The organism is Sporanaerobium hydrogeniformans (assembly GCF_002735925.1).
Lineage (GTDB): Bacteria > Bacillota > Clostridia > Lachnospirales > Cellulosilyticaceae > Sporanaerobium > Sporanaerobium hydrogeniformans.
Map to the genome: position 1 here is coordinate 38918 of NZ_PEDL01000013.1, position 22606 is coordinate 61523.

The 22606-nt window shown below is 32.3% G+C and carries 16 protein-coding genes; 15 read left to right on the forward strand and 1 reads right to left on the reverse strand.

The window, feature by feature from the left end:
• Positions 1–12: 12 nt before the first annotated feature.
• Both CS063_RS11815 and galE read left to right on the forward strand, forming a co-directional pair.
• Positions 13–1395 (forward strand): lipopolysaccharide biosynthesis protein, encoded by a 1383-nt coding sequence (locus tag CS063_RS11815; protein ID WP_180270776.1) that lies wholly within the window; start codon positions 13–15, stop codon positions 1393–1395.
• A 13-nt stretch (positions 1396–1408) separates the two neighbouring features.
• The gene (gene galE, locus CS063_RS11820) at positions 1409–2422 is read left to right on the forward strand and encodes a UDP-glucose 4-epimerase GalE (protein WP_099449911.1); all 1014 of its coding nucleotides are present in this window, start codon (positions 1409–1411) and stop codon (positions 2420–2422) included.
• 19 nt (positions 2423–2441) lie between these two features.
• Here the strand turns inward: galE and CS063_RS11825 are convergent, their stop codons facing one another.
• Complete coding sequence (locus tag CS063_RS11825; RefSeq protein ID WP_099449912.1) at positions 2442–3839, reverse strand: undecaprenyl-phosphate glucose phosphotransferase; 1398 nt, start codon at positions 3837–3839, stop codon at positions 2442–2444.
• 169 nt (positions 3840–4008) lie between these two features.
• Between CS063_RS11825 and CS063_RS11830 the strand changes: the two genes are divergently transcribed.
• The 13 genes from CS063_RS11830 (at position 4009) to CS063_RS11890 (ending at position 22080) form a co-directional block, all read left to right on the forward strand.
• Positions 4009–5871 carry an O-antigen ligase family protein gene (locus tag CS063_RS11830; RefSeq protein WP_099449913.1) on the forward strand — a complete coding sequence of 621 codons (1863 nt, stop codon included), beginning with the start codon at positions 4009–4011 and terminating at the stop codon, positions 5869–5871.
• 37 nt (positions 5872–5908) lie between these two features.
• On the forward strand, positions 5909–6682 hold the full coding sequence (locus CS063_RS11835) for a glycosyltransferase family 2 protein (protein WP_099449914.1): 774 nt from the start codon (positions 5909–5911) through the stop codon (positions 6680–6682).
• 23 nt (positions 6683–6705) lie between these two features.
• Positions 6706–8250, forward strand: a complete 1545-nt coding sequence (locus CS063_RS11840) for a CgeB family protein (protein WP_099449915.1) — start codon at positions 6706–6708, stop codon at positions 8248–8250.
• A gap of 30 nt (positions 8251–8280) precedes the next feature.
• Entirely contained in the window at positions 8281–9504 is a 1224-nt protein-coding gene (locus CS063_RS11845) for a nucleotide sugar dehydrogenase (protein ID WP_099449916.1), read from the forward strand.
• 30 nt (positions 9505–9534) lie between these two features.
• Positions 9535–10626: a non-hydrolyzing UDP-N-acetylglucosamine 2-epimerase gene (wecB, locus tag CS063_RS11850; RefSeq protein ID WP_099449917.1), complete on the forward strand. Its 1092-nt coding sequence runs from the start codon at positions 9535–9537 to the stop codon at positions 10624–10626.
• A 55-nt stretch (positions 10627–10681) separates the two neighbouring features.
• A complete protein-coding gene (locus tag CS063_RS11855; RefSeq protein ID WP_099449918.1) occupies positions 10682–11488 on the forward strand; it encodes an ABC transporter permease in 807 nt (268 codons plus the stop codon).
• 17 nt (positions 11489–11505) lie between these two features.
• Positions 11506–12306: an ABC transporter ATP-binding protein gene (locus tag CS063_RS11860; protein ID WP_099449919.1), complete on the forward strand. Its 801-nt coding sequence runs from the start codon at positions 11506–11508 to the stop codon at positions 12304–12306.
• 18 nt (positions 12307–12324) lie between these two features.
• Complete coding sequence (locus CS063_RS11865; protein WP_099449920.1) at positions 12325–13356, forward strand: class I SAM-dependent methyltransferase; 1032 nt, start codon at positions 12325–12327, stop codon at positions 13354–13356.
• A gap of 13 nt (positions 13357–13369) precedes the next feature.
• On the forward strand, positions 13370–16675 hold the full coding sequence (locus tag CS063_RS11870; RefSeq protein WP_099449921.1) for a glycosyltransferase: 3306 nt from the start codon (positions 13370–13372) through the stop codon (positions 16673–16675).
• A gap of 20 nt (positions 16676–16695) precedes the next feature.
• The gene (locus CS063_RS11875) at positions 16696–17772 is read left to right on the forward strand and encodes a DUF6270 domain-containing protein (protein WP_099449922.1); all 1077 of its coding nucleotides are present in this window, start codon (positions 16696–16698) and stop codon (positions 17770–17772) included.
• A 13-nt stretch (positions 17773–17785) separates the two neighbouring features.
• Positions 17786–19633: a glucosyltransferase domain-containing protein gene (locus CS063_RS11880; protein WP_099449923.1), complete on the forward strand. Its 1848-nt coding sequence runs from the start codon at positions 17786–17788 to the stop codon at positions 19631–19633.
• A gap of 96 nt (positions 19634–19729) precedes the next feature.
• Positions 19730–20944, forward strand: coding sequence for a hypothetical protein (locus CS063_RS11885; RefSeq protein WP_099449924.1), 1215 nt, complete (start codon positions 19730–19732; stop codon positions 20942–20944).
• 254 nt (positions 20945–21198) lie between these two features.
• Positions 21199–22080, forward strand: coding sequence for a methionyl-tRNA formyltransferase (locus CS063_RS11890; protein ID WP_099449925.1), 882 nt, complete (start codon positions 21199–21201; stop codon positions 22078–22080).
• Positions 22081–22606 lie beyond the last annotated feature (526 nt).

Sequence of the window (22606 nt, forward strand, 5' to 3'; positions counted from 1 at the left end):
GGAAATAAAATAATGATGAGTAATACAAAAAGATTTTTAAAGACTTCCGGAGTATATTTTTTAGGTAACGTTTTTACCAAAATGATTTCTTTTTTGCTTTTACCTCTTTATACGAGCAAACTAGATACAAAAAGCTTTGGATACTATGATCTAAGTATATCCCTTATAAGTTTAGTTGTGCCAATAGTATTTTTTCAAATATGGGATGGGGTATTTCGGTTTATTTTTGACTATGAACAAGAAGAAAATAAGTACGAGGTTATTTCTAATGGGCTGGTCATACAAGTAGTGGGAGTATGTTTATATACACTCTTAGTATATATAGTAGAAATTGAATATAAAGGTTTGATTTATTTAACCGGAATAAGTACGGCTATGACTTATTTTTATGCTGTGGTTGCGAGGGGATTTACACAAAATAAATTATTTGTTTTAAGCGGGACAATCAATAGTGTAATCAGCATACTAGTCAATGTGGTTATGATAGGGTTGTTTGATGGAGGAATAGAATCCTTATATATAGCCAGTGTTTTAGGAGCAGTTACACAAATCATTATTATAGAAAGTAGGATAAAAGTATTAAAATACTTTAAAATTTCTAGCCTATCCATGTCCTTAATCAAGGATATGTTGAAATTTGCCATACCCATAGGAGTGAGTACGGTAGCCTACTGGTTACTGAGTGGATTAACACGACTTACCATTACAGCTTCTATAGGCGTACAAGCAAATGGTCTATATGCAGTGGCAAATAAGTTTGGAAGTATATTAGTATTAGGGTTTGGGGTATTTGAATTTGCTTGGAATGAACTTTCTTATACCATAGTAAAGGATGTAGATAAACATAGAATATATGAAACAGGAGCAAATTTAATATTAAAAGTACTACTCATGGGAACAGCAATAGCTCTTCCAGCTATATCTATGCTTTTTCCATATATTATTAACGAACAGTATCATGATGCAAATACGATCATACCTCCCGTTATATTAGGAGTAGTAGCTAATTCATATGCATCTTTTTTAGGGACTATTTTTTTAGCTAATAAAAATAGTTTTTTTGTTTCCATATCCACGATTTGTTCTGCTATTATTAACATGTTAGCATTAAGTATATTAGTGCCTTTGTTTGGTCTCATGGGAGCGGTACATGCCTTGATGATTAGCTTTATAGCGAATGCATGTTTACGTATGATTGTCGTTAAAAAGCTATATAACATAGATATTAATTTAATAGTTGTTTTGGGTGGAGTGACCGTGCTTGGAATGGCATCTATCCTATATTATATACAAAATTGTACATATAGTATTTTCTTTATATTGATTGCCATCCTTATATCACTTTGGGTTTTTAAGAATTGGATAAAAAATATTTTTGGCAATTTATCAAAGTAGGGAGGATTGTACGATGATATTAATAACAGGTGGGATGGGTTATATTGGAAGTCATACAGTGGTTGAGCTTGTAAATAGTGGATATGAAGTCATCATTCTAGATAATTTAAGTAATTCAAAGCGTAGTGTGCTAGAGAAGCTAGAGTTTTTAACAGGGAATTCCCTTACTTTTTATGAGCAAGATTTAAGAGACAAAGAGAAGTTAAGAATGGTCTTTCAAAAGCATGAGATTGAAGCAGTCATTCATTTTGCAGGGCTTAAGGCGGTGGGAGAATCCATTAAAGAGCCTTTAGCTTACTATGATAATAATGTGATAGGGACACTGGTGCTTTGTGAGGTAATGCAGGAGTTTGGGTGCAAGCAACTGGTGTTTTCCTCATCTGCTACCGTTTACGGGATGGCAAATGAAGTGCCTTTTAGAGAGGACATGCCATTATCCACTACGAACCCTTATGGTACAACGAAGTGGATGATTGAACGTATTTTACAGGATCTTTATAGGGCAGATCAAACGTGGCGAATAATGCTATTAAGGTATTTTAATCCTATAGGAGCTCATGCAAGTAGGTTAATCGGTGAGATGCCTCAAGGTATTCCTAATAATCTAGTTCCTTATGTAATGCAAGTAGCAGTAGGGGAGCTTGAGTGTTTGCAGGTGTACGGAAAAGACTACCCAACAGCAGATGGAACAGGTGTAAGAGACTATGTGCATGTAGTAGATCTAGCCAAGGGACATTTGTGTGCTTTGGATTACATACAGAGACATGAAGGGATTGAAACAGTTAATTTAGGGACAGGAAAGGGCTACAGCGTACTTGAAGTGGTTAAGACCTTTGAAGCAATCAGCAAAAAAAAGATTCATTACACCATAGAGCCTAGAAGAGCAGGAGATATTGCAATTTGCTATGCCGACACAACCAAGGCAAAAAAGCTTCTACAGTGGGAGGCAAAAAAGAGCCTCCAAGAAATGTGCACAGATAGTTGGCACTTTATAAAGGCTAAAAAGGATGAGGAGCACTCCCTGTGAGCGTGTCTCCCATCCTTTTTTAATACGCATTTTTATTGATAAAGCCACTCCATAGTGTCATAAGGATAATCTTAAAATCAAAAGACAGTGTCCAGTTTTCTATGTAATAAAGGTCGTGGGCAATGCGGTCTTCGATGGAGGTATCTCCGCGGTAGCCATTGACCTGGGCCCAACCGGTGATGCCGGGACGGACTTGGTGCTTAATCATATAGCGAGGCACCTCTTGCTTAAATTTTTCTACAAAATAAGGACGCTCTGGACGGGGACCCACCACGGACATTTCTCCCTTTAGGACGTTAAAAAATTGCGGGAGCTCATCGATGCTAGTACGTCTCATAAAGCTGCCCCACCACGTTTTACGAGGGTCATCCTTGGTGGTCCATTTATCCTTTTCTTCCTCATCTGTTTGAACACGCATAGAGCGAAATTTATACATCCAAAAGCTTTTACGGTTAGCCCCCACTCTTTCTTGCTTAAAGAGGATGGGTCCTGGGGAAGAACATTTAATCATAACTGCGCAAAAGATAAGGAGCGGACTGATAAGGAAGATAGCTACTAGAGAAAAGGCAATGTCAAAGGCACGTTTTAAAAAGCTGCAAAACGGATTATCCAGTGGCACATGACGGGTATCAATGATGGGCAGGCCATCTAAGTCATCTATGTAAGGCTTTGCAGGGACATATTTGTGATAGTAAGGAATGATATGGGTTTTAACTCCGCTTGTTTCACAAACCTTGAGGAGGGTCCCTAGCTGCTCGGCACTGTTTTCATCGGTAGCAATCATCACGATATCTGCATAATATTTAGTTAAAATGTGAGGGAGGTCTTCTACATTCCCTAAAATAGGATAACCACCAAAAACGCTGCTCTTACGTCCATCACTACGAATGATGCCTAGGATGTTATAACCCCAGTAAGGATGCGCTTTAATTTTATCTAGGAGCTGAGCAGTTGTAGGGGAAGTACCTACAACCAAACAGTGTTTAAGGTTAAAGCCTCTTTTACGATAATGTCTTAATAGGTAGCGGATACAGCCTCTTTCAAAGAGGGTGCCACCTATATTAAAAATAAGGAATAGTCCCAAATTATAACGTGAGAAATCAGATAAGTCAAAAAAGAAAAGCCCTAAGGTTAAAATCAAAAAACCTAATAAATTTGCAACGAGTATGCTGTAGATTTCTTGGGCAAAGGGTTTAATACGCCTTGAATGGTAGAGGTCAAACACACTATAAAGGATAAAATACACGGGAAGCATCAGGAGGATAGGCAGGAAATTGCGTATAAATTCCAGAGTAATAATACCATCCTTCATGATGAAAAATCGCACATAATAAGCGGCTAAAAAGGCTACCACAATCATAAGCATATCCAGGATAACCTGTAAACTATTTAAATATTTTTGGTTTTGACGAATCATGTAAACACCTCTTTCTACTGCTTTCATCATTATAGCATAAATGCTGGGAAATATTATAGTAATTTATCCCATTAGGTAGAAAGTTAAGGGGAAAGGTGTTATACTAAAACAAAAAAAATCCATGTTATATGGAGACAGAGTAACTCATTTATAGGGGGATTGACGAATCATGTCACAGACTATCCAAACCAATCAGGCGACTTCGCCTAAAAGGCAAACAGCAATCAAGAAGGGGATACCCTTAAGTTCTATACCTACCATGCTACTTCTAGGTATTGTACCACTTATAACAAGGCTTAAAGTAATGGATGCCACCGAAGAAGTGAAGGCAGTTTTTAAACAAGCACAAATAGCAGACTTTTTTTCTTATCATAAAGCTACTTTTATCCTTCTCTTAGCGGTCACGATGCTCGTGATTTTGTTTTTTAGCTTTTCAAAGGAAGACCTTCAGAAATACAAAGAGCTTAAAGTTTTTGTAGAAGCCCTTGGTGGTTTCTTAGTATTTAGTCTTCTTTCTACTTTCTTTTCACCTTATAAAGAAACAGCTCTTTGGGGAGTACCAGGACGTATGGAAGGGATGCTGATGATCGGTGCCTATGGTCTCATGATGCTCTATGCCATCTACAGCTTCAAGGAGGCTAAACACTATACATACATAATCATCAGTTTAAGCTTTTTAGTAGGTGTACTGACCTTCCTAGGGATTTTTGAATACGTAGGACATAACCTTTTAAGCAGTACAGATTTAGGTCTTAAGCTCCTCTTTCCTGCCGAGTACGAACAGCTTAAGTCCATGCTTCAATTAGAATACACTGAGGGAAAGGTGTATGGTACCCTTTATCATTACAACTATATGGGAAGCTTTGGTGCCCTCATGGTGCCACTTTTTGCAACGCTCTGCCTTTATCTTAAGGACATCAAAGCAAAGGTGTATTGTGGGTTTTTTATGCTTTGTTCCTTATTCTTACTTTTTGGAAGCACATCCCGTGGGGGTCTCATTGGGGTAGCTCTCGCTTTTGCAGTAGCAGTGCTTATCTTTAGCAAAAACATCCTTAAAAATTGGAAATTCACCTTGCCTGTAGCCCTTGCTCTCGTAGTGGTAGTAGTGGGTCTTAACGTGATGACAGGTGGCACTATCTTTGAGCGAATCCCTAGCCTCATAAAGGATATTGGGATTTCCTTAAGTGGCAGTGATCAGGACTTTGACTACAAAGACCATATTCCTGTGCGGGATATTACCTGTCAAGACGGCAAAGCTATCTTGGTGACACAAACCGACGAACTTCACCTTCAGCTAGAAAATGGCGAGCTGAAAGCCTATGATCAAAACCAAGCAGCCATCAAGCTTATTGACCAAGGAGATATGGTTACTCTAGCCGACGAGCGTTTTAGCTTATTTACCCTAACTAAGGTCTATGATACAGATAACAACTGGGCAGCATTTACACTAGTGATCAATGGAAGAAATACCTTTGTCTTCCGCATGAATGATCAAGAAGGTGTGTATATGATTAATAGCTTTACGCAAGAAAAGGAAGACATTGCTTACCCAGAGACTTTTGGTTTCCAAGGTAAAGAGCGTTTAGGCTCAGCACGAGGCTATATTTGGTCTAGAAGTATCCCAATGCTCAAAAATACACTCTTTATAGGACATGGACCAGATACTTATCCTATGGAATTCCCACAAAATGATTACCTAGGCAAGTATTATGCCTACAATACACCTAACATGATTGTGGATAAACCACATAATTTATATTTACAAATTGGCATCAATCAAGGTATTGTGGCACTTGTTGGCTTTCTTGTGTTAGTGGGAGCTTATATTATACAAAGCCTAAGATTGTATATCTTTAAACGTCGTTATGTAAAGGAAGAAATTATTGGGATTGCTACCATGCTTTCCGTTGTAGGTTATTTAGGAGCAGGTTTGTTTAATGATTCAGTTATATCAGTAGCACCTATCTTTTGGATTTTATTAGGTATAGGATTAGCTATAAATAATATGAATAAGAAGATAGAAAGAGCTTAAAGCAAGTGACAGTTTTAAATTAGGAGGTTTATGTGAAGTGCAAGATTTGATTTCTATTATAGTCCCAGTATATAATGCCTCTAATACTGTTGAAAAAACAATTCAATCTATTTTGAAACAAAGCTATACTCATTTCGAAGTGATTGTTATAGATGACTGTTCCAGTGATAATTCTTTTGAGATTTTAGAGGCATTAGAGAAAATAGATAAGAGAATTATTCTATATAAGAATGAAAAAAACCTAGGTGTATCACAAACAAGAAACTACGGGATATCTAAAGCAAAAGGCGAGTTTATCGCCTTTCTAGATAGCGATGATGAGTGGAGAGAGAATAAACTAGAACTACAGCTTCAGTACATAAAAAAGCAGCAAGCAGATCTTTGCTATACAGCTTATGAGATGGTAGGTGAAAAGGATAGTTTAGGTGTTTACTGTAGTGTACCAGCTCAAGTTACTTATAAAGAGTTACTAAAAGAAAATAGTATTCTTTGTTCCAGTGTATTGGTAAGAAAAAGTAGATTAAAAGAGATGCCATTTAATAGTGAGTTTTTTCACGAGGATTTCGTATTATGGTTAGAGCTACTTAAGGAAGGCTGTAAGGCTGTTGGATTCCAAGAAAGCTTAGTACGCTACCAAAAGGGTGGTCGTTCAGCTGATAAACTTCAGGCAAGTAAAAACAGGTGGATTATCTACCGTAAGTGTGAGCAATTAGGTAGACTAGGGGCAGTTTATTATTTCTTTCACTATATGATAAATGGCATTAAAAAGTATTATGTAAAAACTAATAGTAGTAAGGAAATAAGTACATAGAGTATAAGTTGAGGATATGATTGATGGGTATAATGAAAAAAGGAATTTACAGGACATACAAAGTATTACACGGTTTTCCAGGGGTAGTACCTATTACCCATTTTTTTTATAATCGTATTATACCTTATTTTAAAACTAGTGAAAGACCCTATATTTATAGACAACAATTGGAAACACCTTTAGATAAGAAAGAGGTGGCATATAAACAAATAGAAGAGTTAACGATTGCTATTATTTGTGATGAAATGACTTTTGCAGGATTTAAAAAAGAGTGCAAATGTGTTTTTGTTACACCATCTAATTGGATGGAAGTATTTCGTAAGGTTAAGCCAGATTTATTCTTTTGTGAATCAACATGGTCAGGAATCAATAAGTATAAGGACTGTTGGAGAGGCAGAATTTATAAAAATGGTAAGGCAGGGTTTGAAAACCGTAAAGATTTACTTCATATTTTAGATTTTTGCCAGAAAAGTTCTATTCCAACAGTGTTTTGGAATAAAGAGGACCCTACTTTTTTTCATGATAAAGAGCATGATTTTGTAAGCACAGCTTTATTGTTTGACTATATTTATACAACGGCAGAAGAGTGTATACCACAATATAAGGAACTAGGTCATGAAAAAGTGAATACATTGATGTTTGGTTTTTCACCCCAACTTTTTAATCCTTTAGGTCATAAGCCTAATAAAGAACAGGTTATATTTGTAGGAAGTTGGTATCAAGACCAAACTGAACGTTGTGAAGATATGAAAAGGCTATTTGATACAATTATTGATAAAGGGTTGAAATTAGAAATTTATGATAGACACTCAGAATCAGGTAATCCTTTGAATCAATTCCCAGAGCAATATAAAGAGTATATTCATCCAAGTATTAATTTTGAACAACTTAGCCAAGTCTTTAAAAGAGTGCAATTTGGTATAAATATTAACACTGTAAAAGATTCTAAAACAATGTTTGCCAGAAGAGTATTTGAAATGATGGCATCTAATCTTATGGTAGTAAGTAATGATTCGAAGGGAATGAGAGAACTTTTTGGAGAAAAGGTTTGGTTTATTAATGAGAGTATTGATTTGGAAAAGGTTGAAGATTATTGTCAAGATAATTTGAGATATGTTTTTTTAAAACATACCTGTAGGCATCGCTTAGTACAAGTTGCTACTGAGGTAGGGATACTGCAAGAAGACCTACCGCCAACGATTTATATCATTTATAAAAAGCAATATGGTATAATCCAACATTTCAATAAAATAAATTATCAAAACAAGATAGGTTTAATTGAAAGAAATAACCAACTCTATCACATAGCAGATGATAGAGCAATTAATGAGCAAGAAATGGATGCAAAGGGCTTCGTAATCTGGATAAGTAAACTAGAGTATATACCCAATTTAGCGTTTATGCAAACACAGTTTTCATATATTGAAGAAGAGTGTGGTATAAGTGAAGAAGGACCTAGATATAGTTTTGAAGTTAACTCAAACAATGAAAAAGTTTTGTTTAAACTATCTCTATTTAAAAAAATAAAGCAAGATAGGAAGCGAAGCACAAAAAAATATTTTGTATAGGGTAAATTTAGAGAAAAGGCGGTTATAAACATGAAGGTAAGTGTTATTGGACTCGGATATATTGGATTACCAACAGCATTAATGATGGCATCTCATGGTGTAGAGGTAATTGGTGTGGATTTTAATAAGAATTTGGTTGAAACCTTGAGGGGTGGACATACGACATTCCAAGAAGAAGGTTTAGATGAGCTTTTTAAAAATGCTTTAGAAAGTGGGATAGAATTTAGTAGTGAGTATAAAAAGGCAGATATGTACATTGTAGCTGTACCTACACCTTATGACAAAGCCAGTAAAAAAATAGATGCTACATATGTAGTTAGCGCAATAAAAGAGGTTATGAAGATATGTGATAAGGGAGCTATCGTAGTTATAGAGTCAACTATTTCACCGGGAACCATTGACCGCTTTATAAGGCCAGTTATTGAAGAAAATAACTTTAAAATTGGAGAAGATATTCATATTGCCCATGCACCAGAACGTATTATACCAGGAAATATGATTTATGAACTTAAGCATAACTCCCGTACCATTGGTGCAGATAGCAAAGAGATTGCTGAGCAAATTAAAGAAGTTTACGTAAGCTTCTGTCAAGGTAATATTGTTACTACTGATATCCGTACAGCTGAAATGACAAAAGTAGTGGAAAATACCTTTAGGGATATCAATATTGCTTTTGCCAATGAGCTTGCTAAAATTTGTAGACAAGATAATATGGATGTGCATGAGATTATTCGTATTGCTAATATGCATCCTAGAGTAAACATTCTTCAACCAGGTCCTGGTGTAGGTGGACACTGTATCTCTGTAGATCCATGGTTTTTAGTGGGAGATTACCCAGGTCTGACAAATCTTATACATCAAGCAAGAAAAATTAATGATAGCATGCCAGCATTTGTACTAGGACGCATCGCTACTATTATGAAGGAGCACGATATCAAAGATGTTTCAAGAGTTGGTTTATATGGGCTTACCTATAAGGAAGATGTAGATGATGTAAGAGAAAGTCCAACACTACAGCTTTTAGAATGTATGCAGAGGCATTTAGCACAGGGGATTAAGGTATTTGACCCTATGGTAACAACTAAGTTAGTAGATAATCAATATGATGATTTTGACGTATTTAAAAGAGAAGTCGATTTAGTGGTGATTATGGTTGGACATAGTCATTTAAAGCAACATATAAATGAGCTTAAAGATAAAGTTATACTAGATACACGCTGTGTATGTCCTTTCGAAAAAGTTTATAGACTATAAAATATACTTAAAACGTGATGGAGGGAAGTAATGAAAAAAGTTATGACAGTCTTTGGTACAAGACCAGAAGCTATAAAAATGTGTCCTTTAGTAAAAGAGCTCAAACAGAGAAAAGAATTACAGACAGTAGTCTGTGTAACAGGACAACATAGGCAAATGTTAGATCAGGTATTGGCGTGTTTTGAAGTAGAACCCGATTATGATTTATCAGTCATGAAGGAGAAGCAGACGCTCTTTGATATTACAACTAATATTTTGCTTAGAATTAAAGAAGTATTAGAGAAAGAAAGGCCAGATGTTGTATTAGTTCATGGGGATACCTCTACAACTTTTGTTACAACACTTGCATGTTTTTATTTACAAATTCCAGTAGGGCATGTAGAAGCAGGACTGCGTACACACAATATTTATTCGCCTTATCCCGAAGAATTTAATCGCCAAGCTGTAGGAATTGTAGCCGAGTACCATTTTTCACCTACAGAAACTTCGCGTAATAATCTATTGAAAGAAGGTAAAGCTCCAGAGAAAATCTATGTAACAGGTAACACTGCAATAGATGCTTTAAAGACTACAGTTAAACAAGATTATAATCATGAGATGCTAGAGTGGGTCAAGGATAATAGGTTGATTATGCTCACTGCACACCGTAGAGAAAATCTTGGAGAACCACTTTATCATATGTTTAGAGCAATTAAAAGAATTGTAGATGAAACACCAGATATAAAAGTGATTTATCCCATTCATATGAATCCTATTGTAAGAAGTGCTGCTAAAGAGATATTTGGAGAGCATGAAAGAGTACGTATTATAGAACCATTAGATGTACTAGACTTCCATAACTTTCTTGCTAAGTCCTACCTTATTCTTACAGATAGTGGAGGTATTCAAGAAGAAGCACCTTCACTTGGTAAACCCGTTCTAGTGATGAGAGATACGACTGAAAGGCCAGAAGGAATTGCAGCAGGTACACTTAAGCTAGTTGGCACAGGTGAAGAAACTATATATAGTGCATTTAAGACTTTATTAACTGATAATAAAGAGTATGAAAAAATGAGTAAGGCATCTAACCCTTATGGTGATGGAAATGCTTGTAAGCGAATTGCAGATGTATTAGTTAGATAAAGAGGTAAAAGTTATGACTTGTTAGTATCCTGTTATTTGAAAGGATGTACTTAAAATGTTAGAAAATATTAGAATAGTATTTAAAGAAAATTACAATAATAGACATAGGTTATTTAGGTTAGCAAATTATGAATTACGTTCTCAAAATAGCGGAACCATGTTTGGATTTTTATGGAACTTTCTTAATCCAGCTTTGCAAATTTTTGTTTTTTGGTTTGTATTTGCAATTGGATTAAGAACAAGTCCACCTCAAGGGGGCTATCCTTATATTATTTGGATGATTGTAGGGATTATTCCTTGGTTTTATATTAGTACAGCTTTAACAACTACAGGTAATTCAATCTATGCCTTCAGTGGTGTATTAAAAAGGATGCCAATACCGCTTTCTATAGTTCCAGTTAAGTCTGTTTTATCAGCATTAATAGGGCATTTATGGGCAATGCTAGTAGTAATAGGAATTATATTTTGTTCTGGATATACAATAAGTGGTTATTGGTGGCAAACTTTTTATTACATGCTATGTAGCTTTGCTATATTAGTAGCATATTCCCTTATGGCATCAGCTATAGTAGTTATATTTAGAGACTTTCAAAAGATAATGAATTCTATTATAAGACTTCTTTTTTATATTACACCTGTTGTATGGGTACAAGAGAAGCTACCAGATAATCTTATATTTATTTTAAAACTTAACCCATTTGCCTATATTATTGATGGTTATAGAGATAGTTTATTATATGGCAGAGGACTTATGTGGCACTGGAAACAAGGTGTGTTTTTTTGGGTTATAACAATTGTTATATTTATCATTGGATGCAATATACATATGAAGTTTCGTAAACAGTTTATTGATTTAATATAAAGAAATTGGTGGTTAATATGGAAAGTAATTTAGCAATTAAATGTACGAATTTATATAAGAGATACCCTTTGTATTCTGGAGATGCAGAAAGACTAAAGGGGCTCTTTTTGCCCTTTTATAAACCTCAGGAATTTACAGCTCTTTCAGGAATTAACCTAGAATTTAAAAAAGGAGAGATTGTAGGACTAATAGGCCTTAATGGTTCAGGAAAATCCACACTTGCAAGTATTATATCAGGTATTACTTATGCAACTAGTGGTATAGTTGAGGTTGATGGTGAAGTAAATATGCTTTCAGCAAATGCTGGGATGGAAAATCAACTAACTGGAATACAAAATATAGATTATAAGTGTTTATTATTGGGCTTTAGTAAATTAGAGACAGAAAGAATGAAAGAAGATATTATTGAGTTTGCAGATATTGGTGTACATATTAATCAACCCCTTAGGACTTATTCAAGTGGTATGCGCTCAAGACTTGGTTTTGCCATATCAGTACATATGAATCCAGATATTCTGATCATAGATGAAGCACTGGCAGTAGGAGATAATAGTTTTACGGATAAGTGCCTAAACAAAATGGAGGAATTCAAGACAAAGGGAAAGACAATACTTTTTGTAAGCCATGCAGTAGGACAAATGCAAAATTTTTGTGATAAGGTAGTTTGGCTGAATAAGGGGAAGGTTATAGGAGTAGAAATACCTGAAAAAATTCTTATGCCTTATTGTGGTTTTGCCAGGGAATTCAATGCAATGACACATGAAGAAAGAATAGAATTTACCCCTATCTTAAAGAAGTACCAAGAGAAATACCTATAACCGCAAAGGAGAGTAAAAATGGCGAACAATGATAAAATTTATGAGGTATATAGAGGTAAAAGAGGGGTAGAACTAGAGAGAAAAACAAAAGAAAGAATAGAATGGATTTTAAATGAAGTAGATACAGCTAATAGTATACTAGATATCGGCTGTTCACAAGGTATTATTTCCTTACTAATGGCACAACGTGGACAAAAGGTATATGGACTAGATATTCAGGAAGAAGCTATAAAATTTGCGGAAAATCTACTTGAAAATGAATTTGAAGCTTGTAAGGAAAATATTAAATTTAAATGTATAGATTTCATGAAATTTGATACTGATAATAAGTTTGATTGCATTGTAATTACTGAGGTATTAGAACATTTACAAAATCCTATAGAGTTTCTAGAGCATGCTAAAAAGTTTTTAAAGCAATCAGGGCGGATTATTATTACAGTGCCTTTTGGAGTAAATGATCATCCAGATCACTACTCAACTTTTTACCTAAGTAATCTAGTAGCTATAGTGGAAAAGAGTTTTGAAATTAAGAAGGTACAGTATATAGGCAGATGGACTGGATTAATAGCTATAAATAAAGAGGACACTCAGCTGTTTTCATATACTCAAGAGGAAATCTCAAAGTTAGAAAATAATTTTTTAGAAGTTGATTGGGAAATGACTAAAAGAATACAAACTTTATATCAAAATGGTATAGAAGCAAATGCAAAGTATAAACAAGCCACGGAGAATTATGAGCTTCTAAAACAAAAGTATATATATGAGTTAGAGAAAAATAAAGAGCTTCTGCAAGAAAATACAAGACTTACAGAAGCTAAAGAGATAGTAACTAAATTAATTCAACAATTATATGGTGAAATGGGAGATGAAGTTCAAATATTAAAAGAGAGCAAGGCTCTTATAAGTCGACTTGAAACACAAAACAACTATTTAAAACATGAAAATGCAGAGTATAGAAGAAAACTATCATTAATCACAGATACCTCTATAGGAAAGATAGGCATAAAGGTATACAAGTTACTAAAGAAGATAAAATCTAAGTTACGTTAATGGGGGTATAGAAGTGTTAGATTTAAGTTATTTAGATAAAAGGATAAAAAAGCTTGAAGACATTAAAAAAGAAGTTTTTAATACATTAAGTACAATAGGAATACAGCTAGAGAAAAAAGAAAAGCTACATCAGAATTTACTCCATAACTTTAAGCTTGATATTAAACATTTGAAAGAGTTAAGGATCGCATGTGTTATGGATCGATTCACTTTAGACAGTTATTCGCCTGAATGTAACCTTCTTGAACTTACTCCAGATGGTTGGAAGGGTGAAATTGATAAATTTTCTCCTCATCTAATATTTATTGAATCAGCATGGCAAGGAAAAGACAACTTATGGTATAGAAAGATTGCCAATGGAAGTAAGGAATATTTTGAAATGACTAGTTACTGTCAAGAAAAAAATATCCCTATTATTTTTTGGAATAAAGAAGATCCTGTCTATACAGATACTTTTATGATTGCAGCTAGAATGGCAGACTTTGTTTTTACAACAGATATTGATTGTATAAAAAAATATAAAAATATACTGAAGCATGATAATGTTTACCATCTTCATTTTGCTGCCCAACCTCAAATCCATAATCCTATAGAAAAATATGAAAGAAAAGATAAATATTGTTTTGCAGGTGCATATTATCATAAATATGTAAAGAGATGTAAGGTATTTGATGATTTTGCTAACTTTTTTATTGAGACGAAGGGATTAGATATTTATGATAGAAACTATAAAAAAGCCTTACCAGAGCATGCTTTTCCTGAGAAGTATGAAAAGTATATACTAGGCAAATTAGACTCAAGTGAGATAGATAGAGCGTATAAAGGCTATAACTTTGGAATTAATATGAACTCTGTAGATCAATCTCAAACCATGTTTGCACGCAGGGTATTTGAGATGCTGGCATCAAATACGGTAACAGTAGGAAATTATTCCAGAGGTGTAAAAAACCTATTTGGGGATCTAACAATATGTACTGATGATAGTGAGACATTAAAACAGAATGTTACAACGTGGTGCAAAGATGAGCAGACCTTTAGAAAGTATAGATTATTAGGCTTAAGGAAGGTATTAAGTGAACATCTCTACGAAGATCGTCTTTCTTATATTGTAGAAAAGATATTTAACAAAAATATAAAAAAAGAACAACCTTTTATTAATGTATTTTGTGAAGCAACGACTTCTGAAGAAATAGCGTATGCCATAGCTTCTTTTGAAAAGCAGACCTACTTGAGAAAAAAACTTTATCTTATTACAGAAGATGAAGTCAATACAAGTAGTCCTATGATAACCTGCCTTAAGCTAGAACAAGTAAAACAAAAAGTTAGCAAACTAGTGGGTGAAGAAGAATACATAGCAGTATTTAATGTTAACAATTATTATGGGAAAAATTACTTGTTAGATTTAGCACTAAATACTCGTTATAGTAATTTTAATGGAGTAGGAAAAGCAAGTTTTTATGAAAATGTAGAAGATAAACTAAACGTTAAGGGAAACAACACAACTTATAAAAAAGTGAATTCACTTGTACTCGATCAGGCAATAGCAAAAAGTAGTTTATTTACTGACGATACTTTACAAAGTATTTTAGCGTCAAGAGTTTTACAAGATGAAAAGCTTATTTCCGTAGATGAGTTCAACTTTTGCAAGGGATTAGTGGCACATGATTGTATAGAGGTAGATGATTTAAAGCTATCCGATCAAGGGATTGCTATGCAGCGTATTCAAAAAGCTGCAGAAGGTATAAAAACAAGTCAGTTTATAGGAGAAGGAATAACTATTGAGGCTGGTGAGCTATTTAGTTGTATAAAACAAAAATCCAAAGAACCTATTACTATTACACAAACAGGTAATAAGTTAGTTTTAGTTAGTAGGCTTGAGGAAGATAAAAATTATTATATAAACATTGAAAAATGGCATAATGTAAAGGATTTTATAGAGGGAAAATATATTAATTTTATTTTTAATGGTATAGGAAGTTTAGATAACCTTGGAACATGTATCTTTTATGATAAAGACAAAAACAAGCTTTCGGCAACCTTTACTAAGTTTAATAGATTATTTAGTGCAGAGGTTCCGGAAAGTGCTACTTATTTTAAATTGAATTTTAGAATTAAAGGGAGTGGCGAGTTTAAAATAGATGAGATTATAATTGGTTCTAATAAAATACCAGATGAAAAGGCATGCTTTCTTTCGCGATCTAACGTACTAGTACTATCTAATCAGTATCCCTCACAAGAGGAACTTTATAGGAATATGTTTGTTCATAAACGTATGATGGCCTATAAGGAAGAGGGCTTTATTTATGATGTAATGAAGATGAATATCTATGCTAAAAATGAATATAGAGAATTTGAAGGTATCAATGTTGTTGAAGGACAGGGAGAAGTACTAGCCAATATTTTAGAAACAGGGACTATAGATACAGTTTGTGTCCACTTTTTAGATAGACCGATGTGGGAGGTACTAAAAACTTTTAAAGATAAGCTTAGAATTATTATTTGGAGTCATGGTGCAGATATTCAGCCATGGTGGCGAAGAGAGTACCTCTATCAAACAAAGGAAGACCTAGAGAAAGCTAAAAAGGATTCCGATATGCGCATGAACCTTTGGAAGGAAGTTTTTGATAGTTTAGAGGAATATAATCTTCATTTTGTCTTTGTCTCTAAGCATTCTATGAACATGGTGTTAGAAGATTATAAGATGAATTTATCGGTAGATAAATATAGTATCATCCATAACTGTATTGATACGAATATGTTTAATTATATAAACAAGGATATAGAGCAAAGGAAGAGGATCCTTTCCATCAGACCCTATGCAACAAGAACATATGCCAATGATTTAACTGTAAAAGCCATCCTCCATCTATCTAATAAAGAATGTTTTGAGGATATGGAGTTTAGAATTATCGGTAATGGAGAACTCTTTGATGAAACAGTCAAGCCTCTAAGAAAATTTAAAAACGTATTTATCGAAAAGAAGTTTTTACGTCAGGATGAAATTGCGGATTTACACAAAGCGTATGGTGTGTTTGTAGCACCTACAAGGATGGATACTCAAGGAGTATCGCGGGATGAAGCTATGTCAAGTGGACTTGTTCCGATCACTAGTGCAGTGGCAGCAATACCAGAATTTGTAGATAGTCAGTGTGGAATACTCGTTGCAGAAGAGGAATATATAGGCATAGCAGATGGAATGGAAAAACTTTATAATGAACCAGAATATTTCTTGCAATTGTCTAGGAATGCGGCAGAAAGAGTACGAAAACAATCTTCCAAGGTCTTTACTATTCAAAAGGAGATTGAACTAATAAATTAGTAGGTGAAGGAGAGGACACGGTGACATTTGATTCATTTCAAGTAGATGTAAAAATTGAAGAAAATAAATTATGGTGTGAAATTATATTAGAACAAGAACCAAAATATGAAAACTTAGCATATGCCTTTTATTTGCTACTTAATGGAAGTAAGATAAAAGTTTCCTCGTATACAAGTTCAAATCAAGCACAATTTCCACTAATAGAGGATGGTAAGTATAAAGTGATGGGATTTGTAAGGCAAGGTGAAGATAGATTTACCAATATGTCCAATGAAATTGAATTTACTTTTGATAACCATTATCCAGTGCCTACTTCTGAATACGAAAAAAATCCTATAAGTATTAGTATTTTTGGAAGCTGTGTTACTAGAGATGTATTAGAATATGATAGAAGAAAAAGATTAAAATTACAAACATACATTGCTAGGCAGTCTATTGTGTCAGCTGTTGAAAAATCAGTGGACATAAATATGGATGATATTTTTTTAAACTCTAAATTCCAAAAGCAATGTGTATATAATGATTTCAAAAAGAATGCATTTGAATTCTTTAATAAAGATGGAAGTAAGTATCTTATTATTGATTTAATTGATGAAAGGTTTAAGTTAGTTAAATGTAAAAAAGAAAATTCTTTGGTAACGTACTCTACGTATCTACAAGAAAGTAATCATATAAAAAATCCTATTTTTGTTGAAAAGAAAAAAAGTATATTTAATGGTAAAAAGTATTATGTGGATGGAATGCCTTTAGAGAATTATTTAGGGAAATTTTGCTCAAAGATCAAAGCAATTTATTTTGAAGACCATATTATTATACATAAATGCAAAATGGCACAGTTTTATATAGATAAAGAAGGTAATACTAAGAAGTTTGATGAAAGTTATTTGATTTATAATAAAAACATTAATGAATTACTAGAATATATGTACTCTTATTTAGAGTGTAACTTGCCACAAGCAATGGTAATTAATATTAGTGATGAATATTTAGCAGATGAACAACATAAGTGGGGACTTTCACCAATGCATTATCAAAAGGAATACTATATCAGCGTTTTTAGTAAGATTGAAAAATATGTAACCTTACAACAAAGTTAGGGAGGTTAAAGTAATGCAAAAAATAAGGAATAAAAATATTAATATACCTACATTTGAAGATATTATAAATAAAATTAATTCTATTGATACTGTTATTAAACTATCTTTTATATCATCTATGATATTCTTCATTATAATACATGGGGGTTTTTTTTCTCAACGCTTAGTCAATGAAGATAGTAGGCATATGCTATATGGGTGGGGGACAATATCTAATTTGAGATTAGGAAGAATATTTGGCAATATTTTAATATACGACTTGAATTCATGGACTCTTGGAGTTATTTCAGCACTTTATTTATCTTTAGCTTCGATGCTTATTGTGTCATTATTTAGGATAAAAACTAAGGGCGGTGTTATAGTTGCAACTGCATTAATGATAGGGTTTCCTGCATTGCCATATATGTATGGATACCTATATTCATCACACATATTCTCAAGAATTATTTTCTTATCGGTATTGGCAGTATGGTTAACAAATAAGTATAAATATGGATTTATACCTGGGATATTGGCCTTTTTTATATCTATAGGTAGTGGGCAATATGGTCTTAGTATTTGTATGGTAGTTTGTATAATGACATTAATTGTAGAAGTATATTATGAACAGAAAGTTGACAAAAAAACTTTAATTAAAGGGATTAAGCTTTTAGTGATGGGTATATTTGGTATTATAGGCTATCTTATATTACTCAATGGTTTATTGGAAATTCAGGATATTCAACTTGCTTCGTACAAGGGCTTTGATAATATGGGAGAAATAGGGATAAATCAATTTAAAAATATAGGATTAACATACCTGCTTTTTTACCAATTTTTCTTTGGGGAAAAGTTTTTCTTTGTTTCTGATTTACAACAAACAATTTATATAATATTTTTTCTTATATGTGGAGCATTTTTCTTTAAATCATTAGGTACTCATAAGTTAAAGAAGTGTATTATATTAATTATATTAATTTTAACGATTCCTATAGCTATTTTTATTTTAGATATAATTGCACCTCAAGCAGGCACGTATGTGGTTTCTATTTATCAAATGGTATATTGCCTTGTTTTGCCTATAGCATTTCTTGAGACTAACATAAAGACTATTTTGGATAAAATTCTTCATTGGGGAATATTCTGCATACTAGTTGTTACTATATTTATAAATTATTCACTAACAAGTACTAATTATCTAAAACAAGAAGCAGTAAATGAATATACTATGCTTTTTGAAAATAGATTATTTACTAGGATTGAGCAATATCCAGGATTTACAAATAAAATGCCTATTGCTATTTTGTCAGATAAAAACATATCTTATATGGGAATTAATGATAGTCCATTTTTTCCTAAAATTATAAACGATACAGGAATTTATCTAAAATATTCAGGATTAGCTGCATATCCATCTTTAAAGACAGTTTCACTTATGGAGAATTATTTAGGTGTAGATTTAGTTCATGCATCAGATGAGCAAGTGAATTTAGTTTTATTAAGCGATGAATATAAAGAAATGGGGACATATCCTTCAGCAGAAGGTATAAAAATAATAGATGGAGTATTAGTAGTTAATTTATATGATTATAGAATTGATATTATTAAAAATGAAGAAGATGAAATAGAACTTTCTCTTGAAATTATAAATGACTCACTAGTAGACAAAAGTATTACTACAGCATGGTATGTTTATAAAGATGGACTTAGAGTTCCTGAGTTAGATAAATGGTATGATGATTCATTGAAATATATTGCAAAGTTAGAAGATGGAGAATACTACATGACTTGTTTTGTAAAATCTGCAGAAAAGAGAACAACAAAAACAATAAATAGTGCAACATTTAAAATACTAAATGGTGATATAATTCTACAAGAATAATTATTGAAAACAAAAGACAATATATACAATCTAGTATTATGATTATAACTAATTATTATTTTATATATTTATATTAATATAGGACAAGGAGAAATAATGAAAGAAGAAAATTTTAATGAAAAAATTGCATTACCTGCAACCTTAAGTTTTATTGCATTTATGGTGTATAACTTGTCTATTAAATTTATTTCTAGTGCACATGGAGATATATTTAAACATATTGAATACGCAGAAAAAATGTTTGAAGGTACATATAAAACAGCTACGCCAATATATTATTTTGTATGGGGTTTTTTTAATAAAGTTTTATGTATTGAAAAAAACATATCAGCAGCATATGCAGATGTATTTTTTTCTATTCTGTGTGCAATTTCTATATATTTAATAACTAGACTTTTTTTAAAAGATAGTTTAGGTGAATGGGGTAGATGCTTAGTTGTTATTTTTATGACCTTTTTTGGTCCCTTATATTTTCCATCTTTTAGCTCAAACTATTATTTAGGACAAGGAACATTTAATACATGGCATAATCCTACTAATAATTCTGTTAAATTTATAGCTATATCAGCATTATTTTTATTTATTTATTATTTTAATATGGATGAAAATGAAAAAATATTTTTTAGAGGTAAAAATATATCCAAAAGAAGTTTTTTAAACATAATTGTAGGATTACTTAGTTTTATTAGTGTATTTATAAAACCTTCATTTTTTCAAGTTTTTGCACCAACTATAGTAATTGTATATTTAATTGATTGGATAAGAACAAAAAGAAATATTATATTCTATATTAAAGATGGAGTTGTATTTATACCCGCAACATTAGTTATATTTTATGATGTGTTTTTTCTGTTCTTTTCATCAACTAGAACTAGAGGGGGAATAGAAATTGCACCCCTAGATGTATGGAATTACTATTCTCCTAACATAATAATTTCGATTTTAATCACAATAACTTTTCCACTTTTCACGATATTTCTTAAGAGTTCTAAGCAACAAAGTAAGAATATAAATTATATACCATTTATTTTTTATATTGTCGCATTATTAGAATTTGCATTATTAGCGGAGCATACAGGAAGATATTCAGGCAATTTTATGTGGGGAATGAATTTAGGGATTGGAATTTTGTTTTTATATTCGATTTTTAAATTTATCAAATATAACAAAGAATATAGTACAAATTCTAAAATAATAACAAGGATATATATATATATATTTATAGGATATGTATTACTTGCATCACACTTTTTATGGGGAATATGGTACTATTTTCAACTTTTAGTTAGACCTATGACACAGTGTTTCTAGGTTATAAAGAGGAGTGGTAAGGATAATAGGTATGACCTTAATTTTTCTAATATTATGGTTATGATACATGATCTTTTAGGTAATGCCTTTTCTAAGGATATTAAGTGAATACTAAAAAGATATACGATAAAGCAATTAATCAAATTTAAACTAATTTAGGGGCAATACTAGTAGTAAAGCTAATATTTTTTTAGAGTATAAAAGAAATTTTATAGGATTTAGTATTAATCATATATATTATTAGGAGGTATGCTATGAAAAATATAGGATTTTACTTGTTGAATGAAAAAGGGTATACAGTATTAAAAGCAGTATTAACGAGAGTAAAGAATATAAATATAGAATTTGTAGCAATTGGTCAAGATGTAGAAATAGAAAATGATTATTCGTTGGAAATAAAGAATTTGTGTGAAGAAAATGGTATAAATTATTATTGGAAAAATTATCAAGGTGGATTATTTGATGGATATGTTTTTGCCATAGGATGGAGATGGATGATTAATGGGATGGATAATAATAAGTTAATTGTACTACATGACTCTCTTTTGCCAAGGTATAGAGGTTTTAATCCATTAGTAAGTTGTCTGATAAATGGAGAGGAATACATTGGAGTAACAGCACTATATGCAAGTGATAAATATGATAGAGGCAACATTATAATGCAAAGAGCTATATCAGTTACATATCCTATAAAAATAAAGGATGCAATAGCAAGCATTAGTATCCTGTATGCAGATATAGTAGTAGAGCTGATAGAAGAAATTAAAGAAGCCAAATTAATAGCTTATGCACAGGATGAAGAACAAGCAACATATAGTTTGTGGAGAGATGAGCAGGATTATTATATAGATTGGGAATGGGATTCACATAAAATTAGGAATTTTGTAGATGCAGTAGGGAGTCCGTATAAAGGTGCTCACACTAGAATGAATGATAGAATAATAGTAATAACGGAAGTGGAGATATACCCAGATGTAGTAATTGAAAATAGAACACCGGGGAAAATAATATTTATGGAAGATAGTAGGCCAATAGTTGTATGTGGCAAAGGATTAATAAAAATTATACATGCTCATGAAAAAGTATCTAAGGAAGATATTTTAGGTGAAGTACGTTTTAGGACAAGATTTATATAAAATGAATTTAATTATAATATTGAATGATAGATAGTGATTATTATAAGAAAAGTGGATTAAATGGGATAAAATTAAATTATTACTTAAATTAAGTAGATACAAACATGGAAAATAAGCTTCAATAAATTATGGAATAATCTTGAGAAATAAAAAGTAATCCTATTCCATTGATATAATCAAGTTGTTTTACAAACAATAAACCTATGAATAAATTATTTTTTACAGGATAAATAAGTTACTAGGCACTAAGTATATCTATTAACTATCAAAAGACATATATTTCTCAATATACGTTATTATCGATGAATAATTAGTTAAAAGGTTGTACCTTTCGACATAATATAAATATTCATAAAAAGGACTAATCAAGTAATACAAAGATAGTAGAAGTAGCCTGAGGCTATTGGTAAAACCTATAAATAAGTGATATGTGTTAGATGATAGGTAAAGCATTATTTACTAATTAATTGTTGAGAATTCATTAGTAGTATTCAGCTTGTTTAGAGTAATTAATTTATACATTAAG